Genomic DNA, 25,292 nt, shown 5'->3' on the forward strand with positions numbered 1-25,292 from the left:
CCACCTTGTGATCGCCCTTGACAAAAGAGGATGGTCGTCATCTTTGTTATATAGATGTCAATCATACGCTAATAAGGAGCAGGCTATGCAGCCCGATACCGACAGGATCCAAAGCAGCGGCGCAGAGCGGATCGCCCAGGCGCGTCCCCGCCGACGGGCCTGGCTTGCTCTCCTCGGCACGACGGCTCTGCTCGGGGCGGTCGCTCTCGCCGTGCCGGGTGCCAGGGCGCGCGTCGCCGAGCCTCTCGGGGCTCTTGCGCAGACCCTGCGGGACAGGCTCGCCGGCGACCCCACAATGGAGAAGCCCGATCCGGTCCGCGGCGTCCGCGTGATGGCCGTCGCCGAGGCGGCGACCCGCCAGGAGCGCAGCTTCACGGGCGTGGTCGCTGCCCGCTACGAGACGGCCATCGGCTTTCGCGTCGGCGGCAAGATCGCCGCCCGCGCGGTCGAGGTGGGGCAGGCGGTACGCGCCGGAGACCTTCTCTTCAGTCTCGACCCGGCCGACTACGGCGCGGCGGTTGCGGCCGCCGAGGCGACCCTCGCCGCCGCGCAGGCCCAGGCCGTCCAGGCCGCCGCCGACGAGAAGCGGCAGGCGGTCCTGCTCACACAAGGCTGGACGACGCAGGCCGCCTATGACCGGTTCAAGGCCGCAGCCGAAGCCGCCGTCAACCAGGCCCGCGCCGCAGCCGACCGGCTGGTGCTCGCCCGCAACGACCTCTCCTACGCCGAGCTGCGCGCCCCCCACGACGGCATTGTCACGGCGCTCAGGGCCGAGGCCGGGCAGGTCGTGCCCGTCGGACAGCCGGTCCTCACCCTCGTTCGGCCTGGCGATCGCGAGGCCGTGGTCACCGTCCCGGAGGGGCAGCTCGCCGACATCCGCAGCTGGTCGGCGACTGCGAGCTTCTGGGGCCGCCCCGGCGAAGCCGAGACGGCGGTCCTGCGCGAGATCGCGCCCCAGGCCGATCCGGCGAGCCGCACCTATGCCGTCCGGTTCGGCCTGCCCGAAAGCGCCGACACCGCCGAACTCGGCAGCACGGTCACCGTGCGGCTCAGCCGGGACGTGAAGGGGGCGGCGACGAACGTCCCGGCCACCGCGGTGCTGTTCCGCGACGGAGCCCCGATCGTGTGGCGGGTGGACGCGTCCGGTGACCGCGTCGAGGCCGTGCCGGTCCGCGTCACGCGCCTCGGCGGCGAGACGGCCGATGTCAGCGGCCTCAAGGCGGGAGACCGCATCGTCACGCTCGGCGTGCACAGGCTCGACGCGGGCCTTCGCGTCCGCGTCGTCGAGGGGCCGGCCAACGCCGCGCCGGCCGCCACCGCCTCCACCGAAGCCCGCAGCCAAGGAGGCCGGTCGTGAACAGCTTCAATCTCTCCACGTGGGCCGTCCGCAACCGCGCGGTCGTGCTCTTCCTGATTCTCGTCTCGCTCGCGGCCGGCGGGTTCTCCTACCTCAACCTCGGTCGCGCCGAGGATCCCACCTTCACGATCAAGACGATGGTGGTGACGGCCGTGTGGCCCGGCGCGACAGCCGACGAGATGCAGCGCCAGGTCGCCGACCCCATCGAGACCAAGATCCGCACGCTGCCGCGGCTGGACTGGGTCCAGAGTTATTCCCGGCAAAATGTCACCGTCGTCCAGGTGCAGCTGCGCGACGACACGCCGCCGAAGGATGTCGCGGACCTCTTCTACCAGGTGCGCAAGAAGGTGGGGGACATCCGGCCCAACCTGCCGGCAGACCTGCGCGGGCCCTACTTCAACGACGAGTACTCAGACGTCTACGCCGCCGTTTTCATGCTCACGGCCCCCGAGTTGCAGCAGAAGGACCTGCTGCCCTATGCCGAGCGCTTCCGGCAGCGGCTGCTGCGTATCGCCGATATCGACAAGGTCGAGATCGTGGGCGAGCGTCCGCGCCGCGTCTTCGTCGATATCTCCTACACGAAGCTCGCCACGCTCGGCATTCCCGCCACCGCCATCCTGCAAGCCCTGCAGCAGCAGAACGCGCTGGTGCCCGCCGGGTCGGTCGATACGCCGACGGAGCGGGTGACGGTCAAGGTCGACGGCGCCTTCAAGTCCCTGGATGACGTCGCCAACGCGCCGGTGGCGGTGAACGGCCGCACGATCCGCATTGCCGACGTGGCCACCGTGACGCGCGGCTACGAGGACCCGCCCGCCTTCATCGCCCATTTCAACGGCGAGGAGGCGCTGGCCCTCCCCGTTCGCATGAAGGCCGGCGCCAACGGCCTCGCCCTTGGCAAAGCGCTCGATGAGGCCGTGCGCGACGTCCGCGCCACGCTGCCACTCGGCGTCGAGATCCACCAGGCGACGAACCAGGCCGAGGTCATCGGCGAGGCGGTCGACGAGTTCCTGCTGAAGTTCGTCGTCGCCATCGGCGTCGTGCTGCTGATCTCATTCGTGGCGCTGGGCTTCTCGCCGGGCGTCATCGTCGCGCTCTCCGTGCCGCTGACGCTCGCCATCACCTTCGTGGTGATGGAGGCCGCAGGCATGCAGTTCCAGCGCATCACGCTGGGATCGCTGATCCTGGCGCTCGGGCTGGTCGTCGACGACGCCATCATCGCCATCGAGATGATGCTGGTGAAGATCGAGGAAGGCTACGACCGCGTGAAGGCGGCCACCTTCGCCTGGACCTCCACGGCCAAGCCCATGCTGATCGGCACGTTCGTGACGATCGCGGGCTTCCTGCCCGTGGGTTTCGCCAAGTCTACGGCCGGCGAATACGCAGGGGGCATCTTCTGGGTGCTGCTGATCGCGCTCACGGTCTCCTGGGTCGTGGCCGTGGTCTTCACACCCTATCTCGGCGTCACGCTGCTGCCGAAGCGGCTCGAGGCGCAGGCCGCCGCCCGCGGTCCGCACGATCCCTACCACACGCCCTTCTTCGACCGCTTCCGCCGGGCGGTGGACCTCGTGCTGCGCTTTCGCTGGGTGGTCATCGCCCTGACCCTCGTTGCCTTCGGCGCTGCCGGCGTGGCCTTCACCCGCGTGCCAAAGCAGTTCTTCCCGCAATCCGAGCGCCACGAGCTCCTCGTCGAGCTGCGTGGAGCGGAGGGATCGAGCTTCGCACTGTCCCAGGCGGAGGTGGCCGAGATCGAGAAGCTGATCGCGGGCCGCCCGGAGATCGAGCACGTCGCCACCTATATCGGCCAGGGCGCGCCGCGCTTCTACCTCGCGCTGAACCCCGTCCTGCCCGACGACAACTTCGCCCTGCTCGTCATCATGACGAAAGGCAACAAGGAGCGCGAGGCGCTGCGCGCCGACCTGATCCGCCACTTCGCCAGGGACGAAGGCCTCGTCCGCGGCCGCGTCCTGCGGCTCGACTTCGGTCCGCCGACCGGCCACGTCGTGCAGTTCCGCATCGCCGGTCCCGACGCCGGGACCGTAAAGGCGATCGCCGGGAAGGTCCGCGACGTCATGCGCGCCGACCCGAACACCCGCGACGTCGAGCTGCAGTGGAGCGAGGAGGCGAAGTCCGTCCGCTTCGTGCTCGATCAGGACCGGGTCAAGCAGCTCGGCCTCTCGACCGCGGAGGTCGCGCAGACCCTGCAGATCGTGCTTTCCGGGGCCCCCGCCACGCAGCTGCGCGAGGACAACCGCCTCGCCGATGTCGTGGTCCGCGCCGCCGCCGACGAGCGCGCCGCGCTCGACCGCCTTGGCGACATCACGGTCACCACGAAGTCCGGGGCCTCCGTGCCGTTGTCCCAGATCGCCAAACTCCAGGTCGAGGCCGAGGAGCCGATCCTGTGGCGGCGCAACGGCGATGTCGTGCTCTCCGTCCGCTCGGACGTGGTGGACGGCGTGCAGGGGCCGGACGTCACCAACGCGCTCCTGCCCCGCCTGAAGCCGATCATGGACACGCTGCCGGCCGGCTATCGCATCGACCTCGGCGGCGCCATCGAGGAAAGCGCCAAGGCCAATGCGGCCCTCTTCGAGGTGCTGCCGCTGATGTTCCTCATCATGCTCACGCTGATCATGATCCAGGTGCGCAGTTTCTCGAAGCTGGCGGTGGTGTTCCTCACTTTCCCCTTGGGCTTCATCGGCGCGAGCTTCGCGCTGGCGCTCACCGGCAAGCCCTTCGGCTTCGTGGCCCTGCTCGGCATCCTGGCGCTGGGCGGCATCATCGTGCGCAACACGCTGATCCTCGTCGACCAGATCGACACCGACATGGCGCACGGCCTCACCATGCGCCAGGCCATCATCGAGACGACAGTGCGGCGCGCCCGTCCGGTGGTGCTCACCGCGCTCGCCGCCGTACTCGCCTTCCTGCCTCTCACGCTCACCAGCTTTTGGGGCCCGATGGCGATCGTGCTCATCGGCGGCACGCTGGTCGGCACGGTGCTGACCCTGTTCTTCCTGCCGGCGCTCTATGCCGCCTGGTTCCGGGTCGGCAACCAGCCGTCCCGCGCCGAGCGGACGTTTGGGGAGCCCCGGTTCCCCGAACGGGACGAAGCCGACAGGCCGACTTTTCTGATCGCGGCGGAGTGACGCTTCCGCGTCTGCACCGTCCGTTCCTCCCATCGATTCCAGAGAAATCCCGATGAACCCGCGCATTCCCGTTCTCGCTTTGGCGAGCTTCGCCATGGGCACCGAGGCCCACGTCTATGCCGGCCATCTCGAAAGCCTGGCCCGCGACGTCGGGCAACCCGTGGCGGCGGCGGGGCAACTCGCCACCGCCTTCGCCCTCACCTATGCCCTCACGGCGCCGGTCGTGGCCGGGCTCGTCGCCCGCTTCGACCGACGGACGATGATCCTGATCGGCCTTGTCCTGGTCGGGATCCTCAACATCGCGGCATCCGTCGCGCCCTCGATGCCCTCCCTCCTCGCGATCCGCGTGGCCTGCGGCCTCGCGGCGGGCCTCGTGGGACCCATCTCCTCGCTCGCCGCGGCGGAACTTGCTCCGCCTGCCGAGCGCGGCAAGGCGATGGCGGTGGTGCTGGCGGGCATGACCGTCGCCTTCGTGCTCGGCATTCCCGTTGGCAGCGTGATCGGCGATGTCGCAGGCTGGCGCGGCACGTTCGTCTATGCCGGCGCGGTCGCGCTCTTGGCGGGGGTGTTTGTACGCTTCGCGCTGCCCCCGGTACCAGGCGGCCGGCGCGCGGACCTCGCCGCCTTCAGGGTGGCCCTGCGGCCCGAAGTGCGCGGCCCCCTTCTCCTGAGCATGGCCGGCTTCGCCGCGACCTTCACCATCGTCGCCTATGTCGGTCCGGTGGTGACCGCGATCAGCGGGCTGACCGGCTCGGGCGTCGGCGCGATGCAGGCTCTCATCGGGGTCGGCAGCATTCTCGGCGTCGTTCTCGGCGCCCGCTTCGCCGACCGCCCGGCGACGGCACGTCTCCTCACCGCGAGCTTCGTGGTCTCCGCCTTCGCCCTGCTGGCCTACACGCTGCTGATGGCAAGACCCGAGGCAGCGGTTCTCGCACCACTGATCTCGGGGCCGCGAGCCGGCATCATCGCAGCCCTGTCCCTCGCCATGGTGGCGGGCGCGGCCGCGCTCTTCACGCGGACCCCTGTCATCCAGGCCAGCCTTGTCAGGGTCGCCCCGCACGATGCCCGCGGCATCGTCCTCGCCCTCAATGGGTCTATGATGTTCGTCGGCCAGGGGCTGGGCGCAGCACTGGGCGGTCTTACGCTCGCGGTGTCAGGCATCGAATGGCTGGGACTGGCCGCATCCGGCGTGGCACTGCTCGGGGCCGGGCTGGCGTCTCGCCAGGCAAGCCAGCGGGAGGCGCCGGCCGCGGCGGCGCCGCTCGCCCTGCCGGCCGAATAGGCCGCGCGAGGCCGGACCGGCGCTCCCTGATCCGCGGGCCGGGCTCACCAAATTTCTTCGCCTGTGTCGATCGAGGCCGGGGCCGTCGGTCATGGGGATGAAGCAGCCTGTTGCTTCGCTCTCACGAGGAGACATCCCATGGCCTTGACCACCGTCGTCGCCGCATCCGCGATCGCCCTGGCCGCGATCGCCACAGCCCCCTTTGCGCTCCCCGGCCGCGCCCATGTCGAGCGGACAGCGGTCGTGCCCGCGCCCACGGCAGCCGTCTTCGACATCCTGTCGCGATCGGCGGGCTTCGATTCAATCAACCCCTTCCGGACCTCGGATCCGGACCTGATCGTGACCTTCGCGGGTCCCGCCGACGGCGTGGGTGCCTCGTTCAACTGGACCGGCAAGAGCGGCTCGGGCTCCCAGACCATCGTCGAGGCCGTGCCCGGCGAGCGCGTGGTCATGCAGCTCGATCTCGGCGCGATGGGAAAGCCGCGCCAGACGTTCACGCTCCGTCGCTCGAACGGCGGCGGAACGGAGGTCACGTGGGCGCTCGACGCCGACCTCGGCGCGAACCCGGTCCACCGGGTGTTCGGCGTGTTCATGGACAAGATGCTGGGTCCCCAGTACGAACTGGGTCTCCGGAAGCTTTCCAGCGTCGCCGCAGGCGCCTGATTTTTACACGACTTTATTGTAGAAGGAGAGAACCAATGAAGTATACCCTGTTTCTCTACTCCGACGAGAGCGCGTTCGGCAGCATGCCGCCGGAGGCCATGGCCCAGATGCTGTCTGCCTTCAAGGCCTACACGCAGGCCCTGATCGAGGCCGGGGTCTTCGTGGCGACCGACTGGCTGAAGCCGAGCTTCACAGCCACGACGATCACACTGAAGGACGGCGAGCGCCGCGTTCAGGATGGCCCCTTCTCCTCAACGAAGGAGCAGATCGGCGGCTACTACGTGATCGACGTGGACAATCTCGACGCCGCGCTCGACTGGGCCGCCAGGTGCCCGGCCGCGCAGGGTGGCACGGTCGAGGTCCGCCCGACAGCGATGGGCTGACCACCGGCGCCGGCGGGGCCAGGGGCCTGCGCCGGCGCCTCCCGGGGGGAGGCGGACATGAACCCGATCCTGACCGTGGCCGCAGCGGGGCTGGCCATCAACGTGGTCGACGTCGGCACGACGCTGGCCTTCGCGGCGCGGCTCTGGACGGCGGAACTGGCGCGTCAGGGGATTGCGCCCAATCCCCTGACGCCGCCGTTCTACATCCTTGCCAATGTCGTCGGCGCCGGCGCGCTCTACCTGGCCATCCTCTCGCTGTCGCCGGCGTGGGGACCTGGCCCGATGACGGGCCTTGTCGCGGCGCTCTTCGTGTGGGGTATCACGCGGCTCTACGGGCTGGGACATGTCGTCATGCGGCAGATGCCGCTGCGCCTGTTCCTGATCATGTCCGCGGGGCTGGGCGGCGGCTACATGTTGGCGGGGCAACTCATCCTGTGGCTGATCACCTGAGCCGGGACGACACCAGCGGCGACGGCGCCGGCGCGACGCGGTCGCGCGCCGCGGCGGTGGCGCGTGACAGCTATGGACGTCTTCTGGCCCTGCTCTCGGCGCGGCTTGGCGACATCACGCGGGCCGAGGATGCGCTGGCGGAAGCCTTTGCCAGGGCCCTGGAGACCTGGCCGGACCGAGGCATTCCCGACAACCCCGAGGCCTGGCTGCTGACGGTGGCGCGGAACCGCGGGGTGAACGAGGCGATGCGGATGGGTACGCGCCTTTCCGTGCCCATCGACGCGGTGGAGGAGGCCACCCTCGCCATGGACGCCATCGACCCGGATGACATCCCCGATCAGCGCCTTCGCCTCATGTTCGCCTGCTCCCATCCGGCGATCGCGGAGAGCGTACGGACGCCGCTCATCCTGCAGACCGTGCTCGGCCTCGAGGCAAACGACATCGCGCGGCTGTTCCTGGTGACGCCAGCGGCGATGGCCCAGCGGCTGGTCCGCGCCAAGCGCAAGATCGGAGAGGCGCGCATCCCGTTCGAGCTGCCGTCGCGCTCGGCCATGCCGGAGCGGCTGGAGGCCGTGCTCGAGGCCGTGTACGGCGCGGTGTCCGCAGCTTTCGACGGCCTCGGCCCCGCGGAGGGGGAGCCGATCGCGCCCGAAGCACTGTTCCTCGCACGGCTGCTGGCGCAGCTTCTACCCGGCACGGCAGAGGCGCTCGGCCTCGCTGCGCTCGCCGCCCACCTCGCGGCGCGGGCCGCGGCCCGGCGCGACGCGGCTGGCGTCTACGTCCCGTTGGACGAGCAGGACGTGGCCCGATGGGACCAGGGGCTGCAGGACGAGGCCGAGACCCTGCTGCTGCGGGCCCGAAGGCTCGGCGCCGTCGGACGCTTCCAGCTGGAGGCCGCGATCCAATCGGCGCACATTGCGGGCCGGCGCTGCGGCCGGACGGACTGGGCCTCGATTGCCCTGCTCTACGAAGGACTGCTGCGCTGCGCGCCGTCCATCGGCGCCGCGGTCGGACAGGCGCTCGCGATCGGACAGTCCCAGGGCGCAGCGGCGGGCCTGGTGGCCCTCGGCCGCATCGACCCCGCCGTCGCGGATCGCTTCCAGCCGGCCCTTGCGGCGCGGGCCTTTCTGCTGGCGACCGCGGGCCGCCCTGATCAGGCCCGGGAGGCCTATGGCGCGGCCATCGCAGCGACGCCCGATCCGGCGGTCGCAGCCTTCCTCGAGAGCCGGATGCGGCGCCTCGCGGTGTGATCGTCGCTTCCTCGGCGCTTGCCGGGACGGCGGCCATCACCTGATCGCGGGCGTTTCAGTAGGAAAATCGGTAGGTCAGCGCCGTGCCCACCGTGAACTGGTTCTCCGACCCACCGCCGCCCTTGACGATCGGCGACTTCGCCGCTGGTCCAACGAGGCGGGCATAGTCGGCGAATAACGTGAACGTCACCGTTTCGGTCACGCGGTAGATCGCCCCACCCCCTACCCCCACGGACCGGAGCCCGGCCGACGGCTTGTACACCGCGTAGCCCGAACGGGCCGATTCCGTCGGGGTCACGCCGTAGAAGCCCTGGTTGTATTGCTGGTTGGAAGCGGAAACGCGCGGACCGACCGACAGGAACAGCCGGTCGTCGAGCAAAGGCGGCGCGGAGAGATCCGCCGACCATTCGGCGATCAGCCCCTCGTGCCCGCCGACGCCCTGGCGGACTTCGAGCGAGGTGGTGAGGAAAGGAAGCGGCGTGTACTTGACGAAGCCGCCGGCCTCCACGGTCCAGTCAACGTCGTTGAGACCCGTCAGGTAGCGCCGGTCGTTCGAGCGGTAGCGGCCGAAATTCGGCCGCGCGATGACCCCGGCCTTCAGGACCTCGGTGTTGTAGAGATTGGCTCCCACGCCATCCTTGACCGAGGCGAACACCGTGTCCCGCCAATCCACACCGATGTAGGGGATCGGCAGGTAGAGGAAGCGATTGGACCCGTCAAAGCGCGGAGCGGCGATGAAGCTCGCGCCCAGGTCCACCGTCCAGTCCGGTGCCTTCGCCTCCTGACCCTTGGGGGCAGGCCCGTCGGCCGCAAAGCCGGGCGAACAGGTGGCACGCAGGAGGATGCCACAGGTCAGAACAAGGCAGGACAGGCGCAGCGAAGGGATCATCCGGGGCTCCGGTTCGTGAGAACGGCGAGCCGCAGTCGTACGAGGGCAACATTGTGCGAGCCTGACCGGTGCGCCTGACAGACTGTCGCTGGCGTCAGGCGGATCGCGCCTGCGTGCGACGGGACGCCGCCTCTTCACCCGCGACAGGAAGCGTCATCTCGAAGGTTGCCCCGCCTCCCGGCGTTTCCCGGCAGCTGATCTCGCCGGCATGAAGGCGGAGGATCTGGGCTGCGATGGAGAGCCCCAGCCCCGTACCGATCCGTGCCTCGTCCTTGCGCCAGAACGGCTCGAACACGAGTTCGCGCGCGTTTGCCGGAATGCCGGGGCCGTGATCCGCGACGGTGATCGTGACGGACCCCTCGTCACGGCGGGCGCAGGCCACGATCACCGTCCCGCCGGCCGGCTCGTAGCTCAGCGCGTTGTCGATGAGGTTGGCGAGCGCGCTTCCGAGCGCCTGCCGGTTGGCGCGCATCACGATGGGAAGCGGGTCGCCCTCGAATTCGACCGCCCTGCCCATGCGAAGGGCGAGCGGTGCGCAGTCGGCGACGACCGCGCGCAGCAGCTTCTGCAGGTCGAGGTTCTCGTCCACGCGAACCTCGCGCCGGCCGAGCCGCGCGACGGCGAGGAGCTGGTTCAGGAGCAAGGCGATGCGGTTGACGGCCCGCTTCAGATCGTGGCGTGCGGGGCCTGCCGGCATTCCATCAATCTTGGCTTCGAGGATGGCGACCGGGGTCCGAAGCTCGTGAGCGGCGTTGGCGGAGAACAGTCGCTGACGGGCGATTCCGTCCTCCAGCCGCCCCAGCAGATCGTTGACCGCTTGGGCCAGCGGCGCGACCTCCCGGGGCAGGTCCTCGGCGGGAACGCGGCGGTGCAGGCTGTCGATCTCGATCGTCTCGGCCAGCCTGGAAGCCTGAACGACGGGCCTCAGGCTTCGGCGGACGACCACGGGAACGACAAGTGCCGCCATCAGGACCGCCGGACCGAAGAGGGGAAGCAGCTGGGCGAGATAGACCGTTAGAAAGCTCCCGAAATCGCCTCGCCCGAACGTGTCGTTCATCGATGCAACGACCACCTCACCGAAGGACGTGTCGATGGATGCGAAGCGGATCAGCGACGCCGGGGGCGACGCTTTCGCGTCGATCTGCCCGTTGCGGGGAAGGACCGGACCGAGCCGCACGAGGATCTCCGCGAGGGTTGGCGAGGAGCCTGCCAGAACCTCGTTGTCGCGAATGGCGGCGTAGACGAGGCCGGGACGCTGGCTGAGATAACCCAAGAACTCCGCGTCAGGCTGGATCTCCAGGCGGTCGTTCTGTGCTCGGAGGGACCGAACCACCAGGCCACGGGTCGTCTCGGCCGCCACGTCCTCGAAGGAGACGAAGGGCGAGAACAGCATCCAGGCCGTCATGCCTGCGATGGCGACGCCCGTCTGCACGAGCACGAGCAGGAAGATCAGGCGCCGGGTGAGGGAGCCCTTGCCCCTCATGCCGCATCGAGGCAGTAGCCCACGCCCCGCACCGGATGGATGGCGACCCCTGCCTCCGCCTTGCCGAGGCGGCTGCGCAGGCGGGAGACATGGGCGTCGAGCGTGTTGGACTGGATGTCGTCGTCGAAGCCGTAGACGTCCTCCAGCAACTGGTCGCGCAGGACCACGCGTCCCGCACGCCGCATGAGGGCTTCGAGCAGCGACAGCTCACGTCGCTTGAGCACGAGCGGCTGTCCGGCCACGGTCACCTCGCGGGATGACAAGTCGAAACTCAGCTGGCCGCAGACCACCGGCGGGGACTGCTCGCCGCCGGGACGGCGCAGCGCAGCGCGAACGCGGGCCATCAGCTCGTCCGTGTCGAACGGCTTGGTGAGATAGTCATCGGCGCCCATGTCGAGCCCGCGGATCTTGTCGGCGACCTGGTCGAGCGCGGACACCAGGATCACGGGAAGCCATGGCTGGACGCGCCTGACGTGCGGGATGAGCGACAATCCGTCCCCGTCGGGAAGCCGCCGATCGAGCAGGACGAGCCCATAGCGGATGACCGAGACGCTCGAGCGCGCCTCGTCGACCGTGCCGACCGCGTCGGCCGTGAAACCTGCCGCGCGGAGGTTGGACAGGACCGCCCGCCGCAGCTCGGCTTCGTCTTCGACCAACAGGACCCGCATCCGCTCACACTCCCGTTCCCGCTACGAAGTCTGAAGCAGCCTGGGTCGTCAACATTGCCGCAAGCTGACGAAGACAGGTCAGGCTCGGGCAATCTCCGCGGCCTAGCTGCTCTTTGCCTTGAAAGGAGGGCGCAGATGACCAGACGAGAACAAGCAACCCTGGCCGAAACTGATGAGCGGCGCCTTTTTGCCCATGTCGGAGCAGGTGTCCTTGCAACCTTTGCCGTCAGCGCCGGTGTCGCCGCGTTGGGCTGGATGGATCCCGGGCCGTCCGACCTGGAGGTCTTGCCGGGCGCGGTCGTCGCGCTCGTCTGGACGGGCCTGATCGGGGGTCTCGGCGCAGCGCGATGGCTCGCCGGGCGGGCGGGCGAGGCCGGGCGTGCCCAGCGGGGACCCATCGCCGGGCTTGCCGTCGCTTGCCTGCTCTATCCGTTCTATACGGCGGGGCTGTCCAGCCTGGCCATTGGGCTAGCCGCCAACGTCGTCATCGCCGTTGCCTGCGCCCGGATCGCCGACAGGCTTTTTCCGGTGACCCGCGGCGCAGCGATCCTCGTTGCTCTTCCGATTCCGTGGCTCGTCTTCGCCTCGGGGCTGATTGGGCGGGAGTGGCTTCTCGCACATCAGTAATCACGAGAGCGCGATGGGCGGAATGCGTCAGCCACATGCAATGCGGCAGGCCCATACAACAGGCCTCGACCAAGCAACAGGGAACTGCGAGCGGTGGCCAGTCTGCGCAATCTGGAAAACGAGGCCAAGCTCCGCACCATCCCACTCGACCACGAGCCGGTCAGACGACCGTCGTCGGTGATCCGCTCGCAGATGTAGGGCTCGAAAACGTGCAGAGACATGGGACATCCGCTTGAAGGCGACTTGTCCCAAAATTGTCCCCGAAGATCGAAAACTACGAATCAGACAGACAGAAAAGTCAGGAAATGGTGGCGCACCCGACACGATTCGAACGTGTGACCTTTGCCTTCGGAGGGCAACGCTCTATCCAGCTGAGCTACGGGTGCTCTCGGCCATGCCGACTGGCGATGCATAACCGATTGCGGCGAGGCGGGCAATGGCGGGGTGGGGCTGCGCGGCGATGTGGCGGTGGCGTGCCGCTCCGGCGGCAAAGGTCACGCGTTCGGAACGTGTCGGGTGCTCCGAGTGTGGGGCGTGCAGGGCAGAGGAGAACCCGACCCTGCAATCCTCTCCGCAAACCGGAATATGAGGAGGCATCTCGATCATCCGGGAAGAGCGATCGTCAGGTCCGGTTGCCCATCCACGCCTTCGACACGCATCTGCAAGCGATACGCCTGTCCGTGTTCAAGCCTGATCGTGGGGCGGCACTGGGCCGCAATGATCCGGAGTGCTTCACACGGCTGGGTGGATGACGGCAGTGTCAGTGAAATGTCACGTACGGCACCCAGACCTCGGGGACGCTGCAGATCTCTTCTCTTCTCGTGCGGCCAGTCGATGGGTGCGGCTGAACCGGGCGAGCGAAAGAGCATCGGCTGTTGCGGATCATCCCCATCGACCGCAACGGCGATCGACATGCCTTCGGGAAGGTAGGGTGCCTGATAGGCCCATGTCGGTATCGGTTGGAGATCACTCGAAAATGTGCCGCGCCAAGCGATTCCAAACGGACATGTATGCGTCGTTCGCCACCGCGATCGCTCGTAGAGGCCTGTTCGCTTGATGTTGGGGCTCGTGACGGCCTCTGGATCGTCCACCCACAGCAGCTCGAGGAACATGTTGTCGAAGCAGTAGCAGACATTCTGCGTTCCCTGGCCTGGATGTTCGCGACGGTAGGTTTCGATGAGCCCCAACGTCTCCATTCGAGCGATCTCTGGCCCGGTTGGGTCGATCAGCATGAAGATGTGGTCAATCATTGCCGGCCTCCCGGGGAGAAGTCAGCCTACATCCTTCGAGGTGCGGGCTCTCATGCGCCAAAAGTCACACGTTCGCAGGAGGCCTGGTGCACGGCAGGACAGCTCGCCCCCGCTCTTTCTCACGGTAGCGCCTCGGGCGGGGCCGCGCCGGGACCTGTTGCCCGACAACCGATTGCCGCGGCGCTCATGTTGTGGCTGAGTTGATCCGCTCAACACCCGCGACGGTGAGCACAGCCGTGGAGAGGGTCATCAGACTTCTAGCCAGCCTGCTTTCGAAGTTCATTAGCCGCGGCGAACTCACCCTCATCGATGCGCGCGGCAAAGCGCATGTCTTTGGCGGGAAGCTACCCGGGCCCGAGGTGCGGGCGCGGCTGCATGACCGTGCGCTGGAGACCAGACTGGCGCTCAATCCGGAACTGCATGCGGGCGAAGCCTACATGAACGGGACGCTGACGTTCGACGAGGGATCGAGCGTCCGCGACCTCCTGCTGCTCTTTTCCGTCAATCGTACGGGCCTCGGCGCGCACGCCTCCCAGAAGTTCACGCGGCGGGTGCTCAGGGCCGTGAAGAGATGGCAACAGGCCAACCCCATCGGGGCGTCGGCCGCCAACGCCAGGCACCACTACGACCTGTCGGCCGACTTCTACAGGCTCTTTCTCGATCCTGCGTTGATCTATTCCTGCGCGTACTTCGAGAACCCGGAAACGGACACGCTGGAGCAGGCCCAACTCTGCAAGCTGCAGAGGATTACGGCCAAACTGGCTGCACGGCCCGGCATGACCATCGCCGAAATCGGATCCGGCTGGGGCGCGCTGGCCATCCACATCGCCCGCACGACGGGCGCCCACGTCGTCGGCATCAACGTTTCGCCGGAACAGATCGCCGTTGCACGAGAGAATGCCGCGAGCGCCGGCCTGTCGGACCTCGTCACCTTCCGGGAGCTCGACTATCGCAACCTTGAAGGCCGCTTCGACCGCGTCGTCTCCGTCGGCATGATGGAACACGTCGGTGTGACGCAGTTCGACACCTACTTCCGGAAGATCGGCGACCTCGTCACCGACGATGGCTACGCCCTTGTCCACTGCATCGGCAGGATGAGCCCCCCGGGCACGACCAGCCCCTTCATCCAGAAGTATATCTTCCCCGGAGGTTACGTTCCGGCGCTGTCGGAAGTGTTCGCGTCGACAGAGCGGACCGGTCTGTGGGTGGCGGACATGGAGGTGCTGCGCCTGCACTACTATCACACGATCAGGCACTGGCGGGAGCGCTTCGAGGTCAACCGGCACAAGGCCGCCGAACTCTACGACGAGCGGTTCTGCCGGATGTGGGAGTTCTACCTGAACGCCGTTGAACTCGGCTTCCTGCACGGGTCCAACATGGTGTTTCAACTGGCGCTCTCGCGGGCGAGGGACGCTGTGCCGATCGTCAGAGACTTCATGACGCTGGATTACCTGGCTGCCGCCCGCGGGCAAGATGCGCCTGCGCATTGAGGCAGAGCGTCGAGCCGCAAGGCTGTGGGTGCCCGACCGACGGACAGCGCATTGAGCTTCTGACCCTGGTCCGGGCGGTCCCGCCAGCTCCGAGAGCGCACGGGCCGGAGCAGACCCTCGGCTGACGCCGATTGTTGCAGGCGGCAGTGGGCGTATAGTCGTCGCATGGCGGCATACAAGGCTGCACTGAAGCCATTCCTGCTCGACACGCCGTTCTTCGGTGGGTTGTCGGATGCGAGCCTCGACGTCCTCATTCCCATGCTGGGCGAGCGCCGGTTCGGCACCGGTCAGACCGTCGTCAAGGAGGGCGAGCCGGGACGTTCGATGTTCATCGTCCATTCCGGCGAACTCGCCGTCAGCATGTGCACCCCCGATGGGCGATCGGTCCGCTTGAACACGTTGGTGGCCGGCGATTTCTTTGGAGAAATGACCCTTCTCGATATGCAGGTCCGGTCGGCGACCGTGGCAGCGCAAACGGCATCTGTTCTCTTCGAGCTGTCAGCCGGGAGCCTGTATCGCTTCTACAAGGCGGATATTCACGGCTACGTCCTCGTCCTGCAGAACATCAATCGCGAACTGTGCCGGCGGCTGCGCCATTCGGATAGCCGCTTCGCAGGCTGATGGCAGGGTGAGCCCGTTCTGGCCAGCTCTTCATGCGGGCTGTGCACGCCCGCGAAGCGATGCGCTCGATCGATTGCGAATGCATATGCATCAAAGCTCCATTACGTAATCTGCGCTCGTTCTTGAGGGCGTGAGTGCTGGCGCATCTGGTCGCCCACAGCCAGACGGCGCCAGTCCGGCAGCATCCCCGGTTGTCGCCGCAAATTACGTTGTTAAGGTCTGGCTGGCTGCGTAGCGTAACGGCGCTCCGGATCTGGAGCTCCACGCTAGGGGGAGGATACCATGCCGACCGTAATGGCCTACCACGACGTCAAGGACACCAAGCACTGGCTCGCTTCACCCCGACGGAGAGAAATCTTCGAGCCGATCGGGGTGACGAATATTCGGACGTTCGTCGACCCACAGAAGCCAGGCCGCGTCGGCCTGGTCATGGACGTTGCTGACCTCGACCGGCTGGCATCCTTCATGAAGACGAAGCCAGCCCTCGACGCGATGGATTACGACGGCGTTCTGCCCGAGACGCTGGTGTTCCTCGTTCAGTCCTAGGACGGGTGAGGGAAGACCACGCGCGGCGCCTCCCGTCGCGCGTGTGTCCGATGGACGTGGCTCCGTCCCAGCGGTCCACGCTGAGCGCCCGCCGCGGCGCAGCCGTGTGGGGCGGCTCTGCTCCTGCTCAGTGCCTCGTTTCCCCAAAGGCCAAGCCGCCGTCCCATTCTGCTAAGCGTCAGCTTCGCCTGCTTGTCACAGTTTGTGGGATGCCCGTATTGGGCGAACGAGACCAGAGGGATGGCGCCTTCCATGACCGAAAAGACAAGGAACACTGTTGCGCCGAGCCGCAGGGCGGTGCTCACCCTTCTCGCTGTCGCATCCGGCCTTCCACTTGCCGGATGCGTCTCCTCGCCCGTGCCCGTCGCGGTGCCCTCGGCGCAGACGATCGAAGGCCTCGCTCCCTCGGGCCGGGTGACGATGACGCAGACCTTCGTCGCCGGAGTCGGGGTGGGGCAGGGCGTGCTGTCCTTCCAGGGCAAGACCTACCCGTTCAAGCTCGCGGGTACCGTCGTCGGACCGGGCAGCCTGTCGCGCGTCCAGGTGGAAGGCGACGTCTACAAGCTCAAGGATGTCGCGGAATTTGCCGGCGTCTACGCGGAGAGCACGGGCCCGGTCGGGCTGGAGACGTCGGGGCGCAGCAATCTCTGGTTGGAAAACAAGGCCGGCGTCGTGATGCACCTCACCGGCAAGACCACCGGCATCACGCTGAGCCTCGGACGGGACGAGATCATCGTCGAGTTTCTGCCCTGAACTTTGCGACCGCCCCGTCGGCGCGGAACTGCGCCGGCGGGGCTGTGCGGTGACATTGGCGAGAGCCTCCGGCTCACGTTCTCAGTTGTTGGCGGTCAGCGGATCGATGATCTGGGGAACCTCGGTAATCCTGCCCACCGGGATGCCGCTGAGTTCGCTGTGGCGGGCAATGTCCTCCTCGCTTTCCGCGAGGTAGATGCAGAAGGTCTTGTCGCCCGCGACGTAGGAATGCTGCCACTGGATGCGGGGCCCGATCGAGGCCAGGGCCTTGTTCGAGGCGCGGGCGGCGCCGCAGAGCTCGGTCAGCGAGAATTCGCCGATCCCCGGGATTTCGCGTTCGATGACGTAGCGCTTCATGGTTTGTCTCCTCGCGGTGGGTTCAGTTCGCGAGGTGACGATGCGCCTGCTTTGCACGCGGGCAAACCGTGATTTTCTTTCAGCAACCCAAGGTGGGCTTTATCGAGAGCGCTTGTCTTTTAGCTGGCTAAAGATAAGCTTTAGCAATGGCCGCTGCGACGCACCTCAAGGCCCTGCAGGCGCTCGAACTGGCCATCCGCTCGGGCTCGCTGAAGGCTGCGGCGGACCGGCTCGGCATCACGCCTGCGGCGGTCGGCCAGCGGATCAGGACCCTGGAAGACCACCTCGGCGCCGACCTGCTCACACGCGGACGGTCCGGCCTGATGCCGACGCCGCAGCTCGACCATGCCATGGCCGATTTGCGGCAGGCCTTCGCCGCCCTGGAACGCGTCACGCAGGCGCTCGACTTCCAGCGTGTCAGCGAAATCCAGATGGTGGCAGATCCCGACTGGGTCGAGCTCTGGCTGGGGCCGCGCCTCCCCGCCTTCCGGGAAGCTCATCCCAACGTGCTCTTCTGCATCAACGGAACCGGGGACGTGCCGATCAAGCTCGGCGCTCCCGACCTGCGGGTCACCTGTGGCGAGGGTCAGGACGAGCCCCTCTTCACCGACGTCCTCCTGCCGGTATCGGGCCCGGACAATTTGCGCCGGATCGCCGGAAAAGTGCCCGAACTCCAGATGGAGGGCATGCCCCTTCTTCACCTCAAGGCACAGCTCGAAGGCGGCGGCCAGCCAGGCTGGGTCGAGTGGTTCCAGGCGTACGGACGCCGCGAGAGCGGGCACGACCGGGGCGTCCGCTACCCTCATGCGCAGCTCGCGCTGGAGGCGGTCCGGCAGAATGTCGGCTTTCTCGTCTGCGGCCTGTCGCTGGTGCTGGACGATCTGGACAGTGGCGCGGTGGTCAATCCCTTCCCGATGGCGCAGCATATCGTCGCGCCGCACCCCTACAGGTTGAAGCTCCGCCACGACGTGGAGAGGCGGCCGCAAGTGCAGCGCTTCGTCACCTGGATGCGGCAGCAGGCAGGCGAGACCAGGGGGCGTATCGAGAGCGCCATTGGCCGGGGTTAGGAGGACACTTCCGCAAACTCAGGATCGTCACCGGGGAGGGCGCTGTGACCCGCGAGCAGATGATGAACCACGCGCGCGACTGGATCGCACACTGGAATGCCCGCGACCTCGACGGCGTCCTGTCGGTCTTTGCGGATGACGCCGTCTTCGTCAGTCCTCGCGCCCGGGACATGACGGGCTGCGCGACGGTGGTCGGCCGCGATGCTCTGCGGGCCTGCTGGCGCGCGGCGCTGGACCGTGTTCCCGACCTGCGCTTCGAACTCCTCGACGTCGTCGGCGACGAAGCGGGATCGAAGATGATGGTGCACTACATCTCCCACCGCGGCGGCACCGCCGTGCGGGCCTGCGAACTGATGGTGTTCGACCAACTGGGCCGGCAGGTCTCCGGCGAGGCGCTGTACGGCGCCGAACATCCGCCGCAGCCGCCAGGCGCCTTATAGCCGCGGGAGGCGTCCGCAATTGTGGGCAGGAACCCCACTGAGGCAAAGAAGCTACTTGAGTTTCACAAGCTTGTCCTTCGCGACGCTGGACAACTTAATTTCGCCGGGCAAACTGATGAGGCGCGCGCGAGCCTTGATGCGCGATGCGCTGCGTCGCCGCGTTCTGCCGTGCAATCCCGCCTTTCCCCAACCGGAAGGGGCCACCACCGGCCCGATCCGGCACGTTGCGGATCAAGAGTGCCGGATCCCGTCACCGCCGGATCCCGCCAGCCCTGGAGGAGACATTCATGTCGATCGGCTTGTGGTTGTTCCTGTGGATCATTGCCGCCTGGGCGCTCCTTTTCGGCCTCATCGGGCGCGGCGGTGTCGGCACGTCCGCGATAGGATCCTCCTACGCCACCCGTTTTCCCCCTCCCCCGGCAGCACCCGTCGCTCGTGTGGCGCCCGTGGCGCCGGCTGCGCCTGTGGCACCGGCTGCGCCTGTGGCACCCTTGGCACCCGCCGCGGCAGCAGCGCCCCTGATGACTGCGGCCACACCGGCGCCGGCGCCCGAGCCCGTCGCGGTCGAGCCCGCCTTGCCTCCGGTGGGAGACGAGCACAAGCCGGCGCTGCTCTCGGCTCCGCGCGAAGGCAAGGGCGACGACCTGGAGCTTATCTGGGGTGTCGGGCCCAAGCTGGCAGAGATGCTCAATCGCATGGGCATCTACCACTTCTCGCAGATCGCGTCGTGGACCGAGCAGAACCTGCGCTGGGTCGACCAGAACCTGGGCTCTTTCAGGGGCCGTGCCGTGCGGGACCAATGGATCGAGCAGGCCACCAAGCTGGCCTCGGGATGGCGGCCGGAAAACAGCATCGGCGACAGGCCGCAGGGCTGAACCAGCCGCTCAGGGCGGCAGGCTGAGTTCGCTGAGCCTCCCATTGCGGACGGCGTTGGCCCCTCAACCGTCGGCAGCCCTCCACGTGCCGTCCCAATCGTCCGGCGGGGGCTGCGCCTGCAGTCTTTCGCAGCGGGCCAGCATGGTCCGGGACGGTCCGTCCGTCGCGGCGAGGTCGAGGCAGGATCGAAAGCCGGCGGCGGCCGAGGTCCAGTCGCGGGCACGATAGTCCGCCAGGGCATCGGCATAGGCGCCAAGCAGAGCGTCCCTCGCCGGGTCGGGCTCGCCCTTCATGCCGAGGAGCTCGTAGATCGCGAGCGCGCCGTCCCGGCCTGAGACGGCGACCCTGTCCACCTCGCGCAGCTCCGCGGCGCCGCCCAGCATCGCCGCGGTTCCGTCGGAGACGAGGATGGACGTCCCGTAGCGCTTGTTCAGCTTCTCCAGCCGCGCCGCGATGTTCACGGGGTCGCCGAGCACGGTGTAGTTCATTGCCTCCTGCGACCCGACGCTCCCGGCGATCACGTCACCCGTGGCGATGCCGATCCGCAGGCCGAGGGCCGGGCGGTAGCTCTTCACGCCCAGCAGGTCCGGAAGTTCGCTCCGGAAGCGGGCGAAGCGCTCGATTTGCAGCAGCGCCGCCTCGCAGGCCAGCCGGGCCTGCGCCTCGCTTTCCACGAAGGGCGGACCCCAGAAGGCCATGGCGCCATCGCCCAGATACTTGTCGAGTACGCCCTGGCGCTCCCGGACGGCCTGGGTGAGGGCCGCGAGGAAGCGGTTCAGGACCGTCACGAGCAGGCCGGGGCTCACCTCTTCCGAGAGATGGGAGAAGCCGGCCATGTCGGCGAAGAGGATGGTCATCGGCCGGCGCTCGCCGCCGGTGGCGGGTGCTTCCGGCCCGTCGAGAAGGCCGGAGACGACCTTCGGGTCGAGGTAGCGGCCGAACGTGGCGCGGATCTTCTCTTTCAGCCGCAGCTCGGCGATCATCAGGTTGAACGAGCGCGTGAGACGGCCGATCTCGTCACCCGACGTGACGGGCAACTCGCCCTCGTAGCGTCCCTGCTCGACGGCCTCGGTGGCGGCGACGAGCCGGCGGATCGAGCTCACCATGCGGCGCGCGATCCAGACGGCGCCGAGGAAGCCGAGAAGGATGGCGAGCGCCAGCGTGACGAGGGTGAGGCGGATCACCTCCCGCCCGCTTTCCTGCGTCGTCTCGACCGCCGCATTGGCGAAGGACAGCGCCTCGCGGCGCGTATCCTCGAGATGGGAGTTCTGCTCTTCCCGCAACGCATCGAGATCCAGCAGCGCAGCACGGATGCCGTTGGTGTCGCGCCGGTCCAGGGCAGACAGGAAGGCTGTGCGCGCTGCCTCGTAGCGCCCGCGCAGATCGGTCACCGTCTCCAGCCGCACCTGCAGGCGGCCGAGCAGGACGCCCCCGGCAGCGCGGCTTTCCCCGCCGGACTGCAGCAGGGCGCGGGCGGATGCGACCTCCGTCAGGAAATCCTCCGCCGCCGCTTTTTCCCTGCGCAGGAGATCGTCGACCGCCGCGGGCCGTCCGGACAGCACTTCGATCGCTGCCTGCCTGAGAGACAGCGATTGCTCGAGCGATCGGATGTGAGCGCGCGCGAGCATGCCGTAGACCGGAACATAGACGCGGTTCACGGCGCCGATCGAGTCGCCCACGCGCACCGACAACGCCGTGTTGAGCGCGGCGACGACAGCCATCAGGGCGATGAGAAGTCCGGCCAGCGCGAAGATCGTGTTTGCGATGGACGGCTTGAAGCGCAGGCGCATCCGGAGGGTCCGGCGGAGGGTCGGCGCGAACCGTAGCCTTGGGCGCCGCCGCCGTCGAGCCGTCAAGCTCATCCGCTAGAGGCAATGCACGTGAAGACGCTACAATGAGTTGCAGGCCTGGCGAGCAGGTGAGGGCTGGCAAGGAGAGGGCGCGTACCATGGCTGGAACGGGGATCGAGGCGGTCCGGGCGCTTCTCGGGTCGAAGCCCCGGCCTGTCGGCTGGGCGCAGCGGCGCGCGCGGATCGAGGAGGTCGGCACGGTGACACCGGCCGCATCCGACATCGCCCTGACCCCAAGCATCGTTGGCGGCGTGCCGTGCGAGTGGTCGCTGGCGCCCGGAAGCGACGCGCCGAAGGTTCTGGTGTTCTTTCATGGAGGGGGGTTCTGCTCCGGCTCCATCGTCAGCCACCGGCGGCTGGTGACGGAGGCGGGCCGGGCTGCCGGCGTCCGCACTCTCGCCGTCGGGTATCGGCTGGCGCCCGAGCATCCCTTCCCCGCGGCGCCGGACGACGCGTTCGCGGTCTACGAGGCGCTTCTCGCGCAAGGCTATCGCGAGGACGCGATCGTCCTCGCCGGCGACAGCGCCGGGGGAGGGCTGTCCGTGGCGCTTGCGCTGCGCGCCCGGGCTGGTGGCCGGCGCGGGCCTGCCTGCCTGTGGCTGCTGTCGCCTTGGACCGACCTCGCCATGACCGGCGACACCCTCGCGAGCAAGGACGCCGCCGATCCGCTCATCCACAAGGGCTATCTGGAGGAACTCGCCTCGTCCTACGTGCCCGCCGGCACTGCACGCACCGACCCGCGCGTCTCCGTCCTTTACGCGGATCTGGCGGGTTGCCCGCCGCTCCTCATCCAGGTCGGCTCGGCGGAGACGCTGCTGTCCGATGCCACCCGGCTCGCCGACCGTGCCGGGGCCGCCGACGTGCCCGTGCGCCTCGAGATCTGGCCGCACATGATCCACGCCTTCCCGCTCTGGAACGGCATTCTGCAGGAGGGGCGCGACGCCATCGCCGCCGCGGCGGGTTTCATGCGTGCGCACCTGCCGTGAGCCGCCGCTCCGCTCTACCCCCTGACCTGCCAGCCGCCACGAGCATCGGAACAGCCGACCCGGTTCAGGCGATCTCGTAGAGGGTCATCTCGCCACTCACGCCGCGCAGTTCCCGCCGCCGGCGGCCCTGCTCGCCCCCGCGGGCTGCCAGCAGCCTCTTCACGGCCTCGTCGGAGACAACCGGTTCGGTTGCCAGGATGGCGCTGGGGTCGGCGAGGCCCTGCACGCGCGCTGCGACGTTCACGGTCTGGCCGAAATAATCCTGACGGTCGTTCAGCATCACCGCGAGGCAGGGGCCCTCGTGCACGCCGATGTTGAGCAGCAGCTCCTCGCGGCCATGCTCGTCGTTCAGCGCCTTCATCGCGTCGCGCATGCGCAGCGCCGCGGCAACCGCGCGATCGGGGGTCGGAAAGGTCGCCATCACGGCGTCGCCGATGGTCTTGACCACGGCCCCGGCCTCCCCGGCGACGATCTCGAGCAGCAGCCGGAAATGCGCCCGCACGAGGTCGAAGGCGGCGAGGTCGCCGACGCGGTCGTAGAGCGCAGTCGAGCCCTGCAGGTCGGTGAACAGGAAGGTGAGGCTGGTGATCTTGAGGCGCTGGTCGACATCCAGCGTCTCGGTGCGGAAGAGATCGCGGAACGTCTGGCTGGTCAGCAGCCGCTTGGCCGTGAGAAACGGCCGTCGCCGGCCGAGCGTCTCGTGCAGCGTCTCCCCCGCCACCCACAGTCCCGGGAGCACGCGCCGGTGTGCCCTGTTCTCCAGCTGCAGCCGCAGCGGCCCCGGCGAGATCTCCGTCGTGCCCGTATGGGTGTGTGTTTCGTTGAACAGCATCGAGATGTGTTGGCGTTCGGTCGTCGGCGGTCCCTTCACGTCGAGGAACTGGGTCGTGTGCGTCACGGGGTCGAACACGATGATGAAGGCTTCCGGGATCTGGACGGAGATGACGCCGCGCTCACCCGGCGCGAGTTCGAGCACCTCGAGGGTCATGGTGCGGATCAGCTCGTCCATGCCCTCCTCGGGCAACGCGATGCCCGATCCCCAGAAGATCTGGCGCGCATATTCGTGCACCGGCAGGCTGTCGGGATCATGCGCCGCGATCCGGCGCACCCGCGGGCTCACCGTGAAGGTGACCTCGACCATCTCGTCGAGCGTCGGCTCGTAGCCGGCGGCACAGAGGGCGCAATGATATTGCGAGCGGTCCAGCGTCTTCAGCGTCGCATTGGCGTCGAGAACGCCGCCGCAGCCGGGGCAGAGCACGTTCCAGGAGAGTTCGAACAGTCCGATGCGCGCGGCGTGCAGGAAGCCGTCAAGGGTGTCCTCCTCGTCGAGCCCCCGGGCCGCGGCGAAGGAGAGCACGTTGATCCTGTTCAGCTCGTGGTCCTGCCCTGTTTCGATGAGATCCAGAATGGGCCCGGACACGGCCTCGGGGGCCGACTGGCGGAGCAGTGAGTGAAGTGCCGAGACGTCGCTCATGCCGGCCCTCGTGACGGTTTCCGGCGCGGCACCGCGGAACGGCGGCGCCTGCCGGGACAGTCCGGCGCACAAAGCTCGGTGTCAAGCCGGACGACCGGCTCAGAGCCCGCCCGCGGCCCAGAGCCCCGCAGCACCTGCGGCAAGGGCAAGGAGGGCGACGATGGCCATGCGAAGCCCCATCCCCGCGCCGCCGACGCTCCAGGCGATGCCCGCCTTGGTGAGCGTGTTGGACGCGACAGCGACGCCGATGGCGGCCGCCGCCAGACCTGTCGAAATCTCTCCCTGCGCCATGCGCGACATGGAGAGCGTGATGGCGTCCACGTCGACCGTGCCGGAGATGGCGGCGAGGCCGATAACGCCGCCCCCGCCGAGATGCGTCGTCGCGATCTTGGCGGCAAGCGAGATCACGCCGATGAGCGCCGCCAGCTTGAGCGCCGTCGCCAGATCGAAGGGGTTCGAAACCTCGAGTTTCGGCGCTCCGTCGCCATCTCCGCGCAGGAGAAGGATGGCGCTTGCGGCAGCCTGCACCAACGCCGCCGCGCCCAGCGGCCAGGCGATGACCGGGCCGAGCGCAGGATTGAGGAACGTCGCGATCGCCCACACGCGCACGACCATGATCGCGCCGGCCAGGATGGCGCCGCCGGCGAGAAGCCCCGCAGAAGAGGCAGAGTTGCGGGCAAAGTTCGCGAGGGTCAGAGTCACGGCCGTCGAGGAGGCGAGGCCGCCGAAAGCCGCTGCCAGCGCAACACCGCCGCGCTCGCCCATGAGCTTGATGGCGAAGTAGCCGGCGAAGGAGATCGCCGAGAGCATGATGGCGAGGCGCCAGATCGAGGCCGGGTTGATGGCCCCCCAGGGATCGATGGTCCTGTCGGGCAGCACGGGGAGCAGCAGGAACGTCATGGCGAGGAGGATCAGTGCCGCGCGCAACTCGATCCACGTGATGTGGCGCAACGCGCCGTGCAGCGGGTCCTTGAGGGCGAGCAGCAGCACCGTCGCCACCGCCCCGGCTCCCGCTACCTTGACGTCGCCGAGCACCGCGTAGGCGCCCAGCATGAAGGCCAGCATGCCGGCAACGGCCCCGGTAACGCTGACGTCGCGTTCGGCTCGTGCTTCCAGCCAATGAAATGCGGCACTCGTGGCGGCAAAGCCGAGGAACACGAGGCCCAGCGTGGCAGCCCCGGCGACCGGCGTCAGGGCGCCGGCGATGCCGCCGAGCAGGCCTGACAGGGCGTGGGTACGGAGCCCCGCGGTCCGCTCGCCCTCCCGTTCCTCCCGCGCGCTCCAGCCCCGCTCCAGCCCGATGAGCAGACCGATGGCCAGCGCGACGCCGAGCCTGATGAAGAGCTGTTCCTCGGACATGCCTGTTCCCCCGCCGCGACTGTGCCTCCGG

Annotated in this window: 24 protein-coding genes and 1 tRNA gene; 16 read left to right on the forward strand and 9 right to left on the reverse strand. The window is 68.2% G+C overall.

What is annotated here, in order from left to right; translation table 11 throughout:
- Positions 1 to 85 precede the first annotated feature (85 nt).
- The 7 genes from AC5JCN_RS19955 (at position 86) to AC5JCN_RS19985 (ending at position 8,525) form a co-directional block, all read left to right on the forward strand.
- Positions 86 to 1,357, forward strand: coding sequence for an efflux RND transporter periplasmic adaptor subunit (locus AC5JCN_RS19955; RefSeq protein ID WP_495756837.1), 1,272 nt, complete (start codon positions 86 to 88; stop codon positions 1,355 to 1,357).
- On the forward strand, positions 1,354 to 4,497 hold the full coding sequence (locus AC5JCN_RS19960; RefSeq protein ID WP_495756838.1) for an efflux RND transporter permease subunit: 3,144 nt from the start codon (positions 1,354 to 1,356) through the stop codon (positions 4,495 to 4,497). Before AC5JCN_RS19955 ends, AC5JCN_RS19960 begins: the two co-directional genes overlap by 4 nt.
- A 52-nt stretch (positions 4,498 to 4,549) precedes the next feature.
- On the forward strand, positions 4,550 to 5,779 hold the full coding sequence (locus AC5JCN_RS19965) for an MFS transporter (RefSeq protein ID WP_495756839.1): 1,230 nt from the start codon (positions 4,550 to 4,552) through the stop codon (positions 5,777 to 5,779).
- A gap of 138 nt (positions 5,780 to 5,917) precedes the next feature.
- The gene (locus AC5JCN_RS19970) at positions 5,918 to 6,442 is read left to right on the forward strand and encodes an SRPBCC family protein (RefSeq protein WP_495756840.1); all 525 of its coding nucleotides are present in this window, start codon (positions 5,918 to 5,920) and stop codon (positions 6,440 to 6,442) included.
- Between the two features lie 35 nt (positions 6,443 to 6,477).
- Positions 6,478 to 6,825, forward strand: coding sequence for a YciI family protein (locus tag AC5JCN_RS19975; protein ID WP_495756841.1), 348 nt, complete (start codon positions 6,478 to 6,480; stop codon positions 6,823 to 6,825).
- 57 nt (positions 6,826 to 6,882) lie between these two features.
- Positions 6,883 to 7,275 (forward strand): hypothetical protein, encoded by a 393-nt coding sequence (locus tag AC5JCN_RS19980; RefSeq protein WP_495756842.1) that lies wholly within the window; start codon positions 6,883 to 6,885, stop codon positions 7,273 to 7,275.
- A complete protein-coding gene (locus tag AC5JCN_RS19985) occupies positions 7,260 to 8,525 on the forward strand; it encodes an RNA polymerase sigma factor (RefSeq protein ID WP_495756843.1) in 1,266 nt (421 codons plus the stop codon). The genes AC5JCN_RS19980 and AC5JCN_RS19985 overlap by 16 nt, the downstream gene beginning before the upstream one ends.
- Positions 8,526 to 8,580: 55 nt before the next feature.
- Here the strand turns inward: AC5JCN_RS19985 and AC5JCN_RS19990 are convergent, their stop codons facing one another.
- The 3 genes from AC5JCN_RS19990 to AC5JCN_RS20000 form a co-directional block, all read right to left on the reverse strand.
- Positions 8,581 to 9,414, reverse strand: coding sequence for a MipA/OmpV family protein (locus AC5JCN_RS19990; protein ID WP_495756844.1), 834 nt, complete (start codon positions 9,412 to 9,414; stop codon positions 8,581 to 8,583).
- A 94-nt stretch (positions 9,415 to 9,508) separates the two neighbouring features.
- Complete coding sequence (locus AC5JCN_RS19995; RefSeq protein WP_495756845.1) at positions 9,509 to 10,897, reverse strand: sensor histidine kinase; 1,389 nt, start codon at positions 10,895 to 10,897, stop codon at positions 9,509 to 9,511.
- Positions 10,894 to 11,565 (reverse strand): response regulator transcription factor, encoded by a 672-nt coding sequence (locus AC5JCN_RS20000; RefSeq protein WP_495756846.1) that lies wholly within the window; start codon positions 11,563 to 11,565, stop codon positions 10,894 to 10,896. The genes AC5JCN_RS19995 and AC5JCN_RS20000 overlap by 4 nt, the downstream gene beginning before the upstream one ends.
- A gap of 135 nt (positions 11,566 to 11,700) precedes the next feature.
- Here AC5JCN_RS20000 and AC5JCN_RS20005 point away from each other — a divergent pair, with 135 nt between their 5' ends.
- Positions 11,701 to 12,192 carry a tryptophan-rich sensory protein gene (locus AC5JCN_RS20005; RefSeq protein ID WP_495756847.1) on the forward strand — a complete coding sequence of 164 codons (492 nt, stop codon included), beginning with the start codon at positions 11,701 to 11,703 and terminating at the stop codon, positions 12,190 to 12,192.
- Positions 12,193 to 12,501: 309 nt separating this feature from the next.
- Here the strand turns inward: AC5JCN_RS20005 and AC5JCN_RS20010 are convergent.
- Positions 12,502 to 12,578 (reverse strand) — tRNA-Arg (locus AC5JCN_RS20010).
- A 216-nt stretch (positions 12,579 to 12,794) separates the two neighbouring features.
- Positions 12,795 to 13,442, reverse strand: a complete 648-nt coding sequence (locus AC5JCN_RS20015; protein ID WP_495756848.1) for a VOC family protein — start codon at positions 13,440 to 13,442, stop codon at positions 12,795 to 12,797.
- Between the two features lie 236 nt (positions 13,443 to 13,678).
- On the opposite strand from AC5JCN_RS20015, the gene AC5JCN_RS20020 reads away from it, so the two are divergent.
- From AC5JCN_RS20020 to AC5JCN_RS20035, 4 genes are all read left to right on the forward strand, one after another.
- Positions 13,679 to 14,932: a class I SAM-dependent methyltransferase gene (locus AC5JCN_RS20020; protein ID WP_495756849.1), complete on the forward strand. Its 1,254-nt coding sequence runs from the start codon at positions 13,679 to 13,681 to the stop codon at positions 14,930 to 14,932.
- Between the two features lie 165 nt (positions 14,933 to 15,097).
- A complete protein-coding gene (locus AC5JCN_RS20025; RefSeq protein ID WP_495756850.1) occupies positions 15,098 to 15,553 on the forward strand; it encodes a cyclic nucleotide-binding domain-containing protein in 456 nt (151 codons plus the stop codon).
- A gap of 282 nt (positions 15,554 to 15,835) precedes the next feature.
- Positions 15,836 to 16,099 carry a hypothetical protein gene (locus tag AC5JCN_RS20030; RefSeq protein WP_495756851.1) on the forward strand — a complete coding sequence of 88 codons (264 nt, stop codon included), beginning with the start codon at positions 15,836 to 15,838 and terminating at the stop codon, positions 16,097 to 16,099.
- 252 nt (positions 16,100 to 16,351) lie between these two features.
- Complete coding sequence (locus AC5JCN_RS20035) at positions 16,352 to 16,852, forward strand: hypothetical protein (protein WP_495756852.1); 501 nt, start codon at positions 16,352 to 16,354, stop codon at positions 16,850 to 16,852.
- Between the two features lie 81 nt (positions 16,853 to 16,933).
- On the opposite strand, the gene AC5JCN_RS20040 is transcribed toward AC5JCN_RS20035, so the two are convergent.
- Positions 16,934 to 17,209 carry a DUF4242 domain-containing protein gene (locus AC5JCN_RS20040; RefSeq protein ID WP_495756853.1) on the reverse strand — a complete coding sequence of 92 codons (276 nt, stop codon included), beginning with the start codon at positions 17,207 to 17,209 and terminating at the stop codon, positions 16,934 to 16,936.
- Between the two features lie 146 nt (positions 17,210 to 17,355).
- On the opposite strand from AC5JCN_RS20040, the gene AC5JCN_RS20045 reads away from it, so the two are divergent.
- From AC5JCN_RS20045 to AC5JCN_RS20055, 3 genes are all read left to right on the forward strand, one after another.
- Positions 17,356 to 18,276 carry a LysR family transcriptional regulator gene (locus AC5JCN_RS20045; protein WP_495756854.1) on the forward strand — a complete coding sequence of 307 codons (921 nt, stop codon included), beginning with the start codon at positions 17,356 to 17,358 and terminating at the stop codon, positions 18,274 to 18,276.
- Positions 18,277 to 18,320: 44 nt separating this feature from the next.
- On the forward strand, positions 18,321 to 18,716 hold the full coding sequence (locus AC5JCN_RS20050; protein WP_495756855.1) for a nuclear transport factor 2 family protein: 396 nt from the start codon (positions 18,321 to 18,323) through the stop codon (positions 18,714 to 18,716).
- A 287-nt stretch (positions 18,717 to 19,003) separates the two neighbouring features.
- On the forward strand, positions 19,004 to 19,591 hold the full coding sequence (locus tag AC5JCN_RS20055; protein WP_495756856.1) for a helix-hairpin-helix domain-containing protein: 588 nt from the start codon (positions 19,004 to 19,006) through the stop codon (positions 19,589 to 19,591).
- Between the two features lie 63 nt (positions 19,592 to 19,654).
- Here the strand turns inward: AC5JCN_RS20055 and AC5JCN_RS20060 are convergent, their stop codons facing one another.
- Positions 19,655 to 21,382, reverse strand: coding sequence for an adenylate/guanylate cyclase domain-containing protein (locus tag AC5JCN_RS20060; protein ID WP_495756857.1), 1,728 nt, complete (start codon positions 21,380 to 21,382; stop codon positions 19,655 to 19,657).
- A gap of 158 nt (positions 21,383 to 21,540) precedes the next feature.
- On the opposite strand from AC5JCN_RS20060, the gene AC5JCN_RS20065 reads away from it, so the two are divergent.
- Positions 21,541 to 22,428, forward strand: coding sequence for an alpha/beta hydrolase (locus AC5JCN_RS20065; protein ID WP_495756858.1), 888 nt, complete (start codon positions 21,541 to 21,543; stop codon positions 22,426 to 22,428).
- Positions 22,429 to 22,492: 64 nt separating this feature from the next.
- On the opposite strand, the gene AC5JCN_RS20070 is transcribed toward AC5JCN_RS20065, so the two are convergent.
- Together AC5JCN_RS20070 and AC5JCN_RS20075 are read right to left on the reverse strand one after the other, a co-directional pair.
- A complete protein-coding gene (locus AC5JCN_RS20070; protein WP_495756859.1) occupies positions 22,493 to 23,902 on the reverse strand; it encodes an adenylate/guanylate cyclase domain-containing protein in 1,410 nt (469 codons plus the stop codon).
- Positions 23,903 to 24,001: 99 nt separating this feature from the next.
- The gene (locus tag AC5JCN_RS20075) at positions 24,002 to 25,261 is read right to left on the reverse strand and encodes an MgtC/SapB family protein (protein ID WP_495756860.1); all 1,260 of its coding nucleotides are present in this window, start codon (positions 25,259 to 25,261) and stop codon (positions 24,002 to 24,004) included.
- Positions 25,262 to 25,292 lie beyond the last annotated feature (31 nt).

The sequence above is a fragment of the Alsobacter sp. genome (genome assembly GCF_059501845.1).

Coding starts and splice junctions, on each gene's coding strand:
- AC5JCN_RS19955 (WP_495756837.1), top strand. CDS start 86: ATGCAGCCCGATACCGACAGGATCCAAAGCAGCGGCGCAGAGCGGATC.
- AC5JCN_RS19965 (WP_495756839.1), top strand. CDS start 4,550: ATGAACCCGCGCATTCCCGTTCTCGCTTTGGCGAGCTTCGCCATGGGC.
- AC5JCN_RS19970 (WP_495756840.1), top strand. CDS start 5,918: ATGGCCTTGACCACCGTCGTCGCCGCATCCGCGATCGCCCTGGCCGCG.
- AC5JCN_RS19975 (WP_495756841.1), top strand. CDS start 6,478: ATGAAGTATACCCTGTTTCTCTACTCCGACGAGAGCGCGTTCGGCAGC.
- AC5JCN_RS19980 (WP_495756842.1), top strand. CDS start 6,883: ATGAACCCGATCCTGACCGTGGCCGCAGCGGGGCTGGCCATCAACGTG.
- AC5JCN_RS19990 (WP_495756844.1), bottom strand. CDS start 9,414: ATGATCCCTTCGCTGCGCCTGTCCTGCCTTGTTCTGACCTGTGGCATC.
- AC5JCN_RS19995 (WP_495756845.1), bottom strand. CDS start 10,897: ATGAGGGGCAAGGGCTCCCTCACCCGGCGCCTGATCTTCCTGCTCGTG.
- AC5JCN_RS20000 (WP_495756846.1), bottom strand. CDS start 11,565: ATGCGGGTCCTGTTGGTCGAAGACGAAGCCGAGCTGCGGCGGGCGGTC.
- AC5JCN_RS20005 (WP_495756847.1), top strand. CDS start 11,701: ATGACCAGACGAGAACAAGCAACCCTGGCCGAAACTGATGAGCGGCGC.
- AC5JCN_RS20015 (WP_495756848.1), bottom strand. CDS start 13,442: ATGATTGACCACATCTTCATGCTGATCGACCCAACCGGGCCAGAGATC.
- AC5JCN_RS20025 (WP_495756850.1), top strand. CDS start 15,098: ATGGCGGCATACAAGGCTGCACTGAAGCCATTCCTGCTCGACACGCCG.
- AC5JCN_RS20030 (WP_495756851.1), top strand. CDS start 15,836: ATGCCGACCGTAATGGCCTACCACGACGTCAAGGACACCAAGCACTGG.
- AC5JCN_RS20035 (WP_495756852.1), top strand. CDS start 16,352: ATGACCGAAAAGACAAGGAACACTGTTGCGCCGAGCCGCAGGGCGGTG.
- AC5JCN_RS20040 (WP_495756853.1), bottom strand. CDS start 17,209: ATGAAGCGCTACGTCATCGAACGCGAAATCCCGGGGATCGGCGAATTC.
- AC5JCN_RS20045 (WP_495756854.1), top strand. CDS start 17,356: ATGGCCGCTGCGACGCACCTCAAGGCCCTGCAGGCGCTCGAACTGGCC.
- AC5JCN_RS20055 (WP_495756856.1), top strand. CDS start 19,004: ATGTCGATCGGCTTGTGGTTGTTCCTGTGGATCATTGCCGCCTGGGCG.
- AC5JCN_RS20060 (WP_495756857.1), bottom strand. CDS start 21,382: ATGCGCCTGCGCTTCAAGCCGTCCATCGCAAACACGATCTTCGCGCTG.
- AC5JCN_RS20065 (WP_495756858.1), top strand. CDS start 21,541: ATGGCTGGAACGGGGATCGAGGCGGTCCGGGCGCTTCTCGGGTCGAAG.
- AC5JCN_RS20070 (WP_495756859.1), bottom strand. CDS start 23,902: ATGAGCGACGTCTCGGCACTTCACTCACTGCTCCGCCAGTCGGCCCCC.
- AC5JCN_RS20075 (WP_495756860.1), bottom strand. CDS start 25,261: ATGTCCGAGGAACAGCTCTTCATCAGGCTCGGCGTCGCGCTGGCCATC.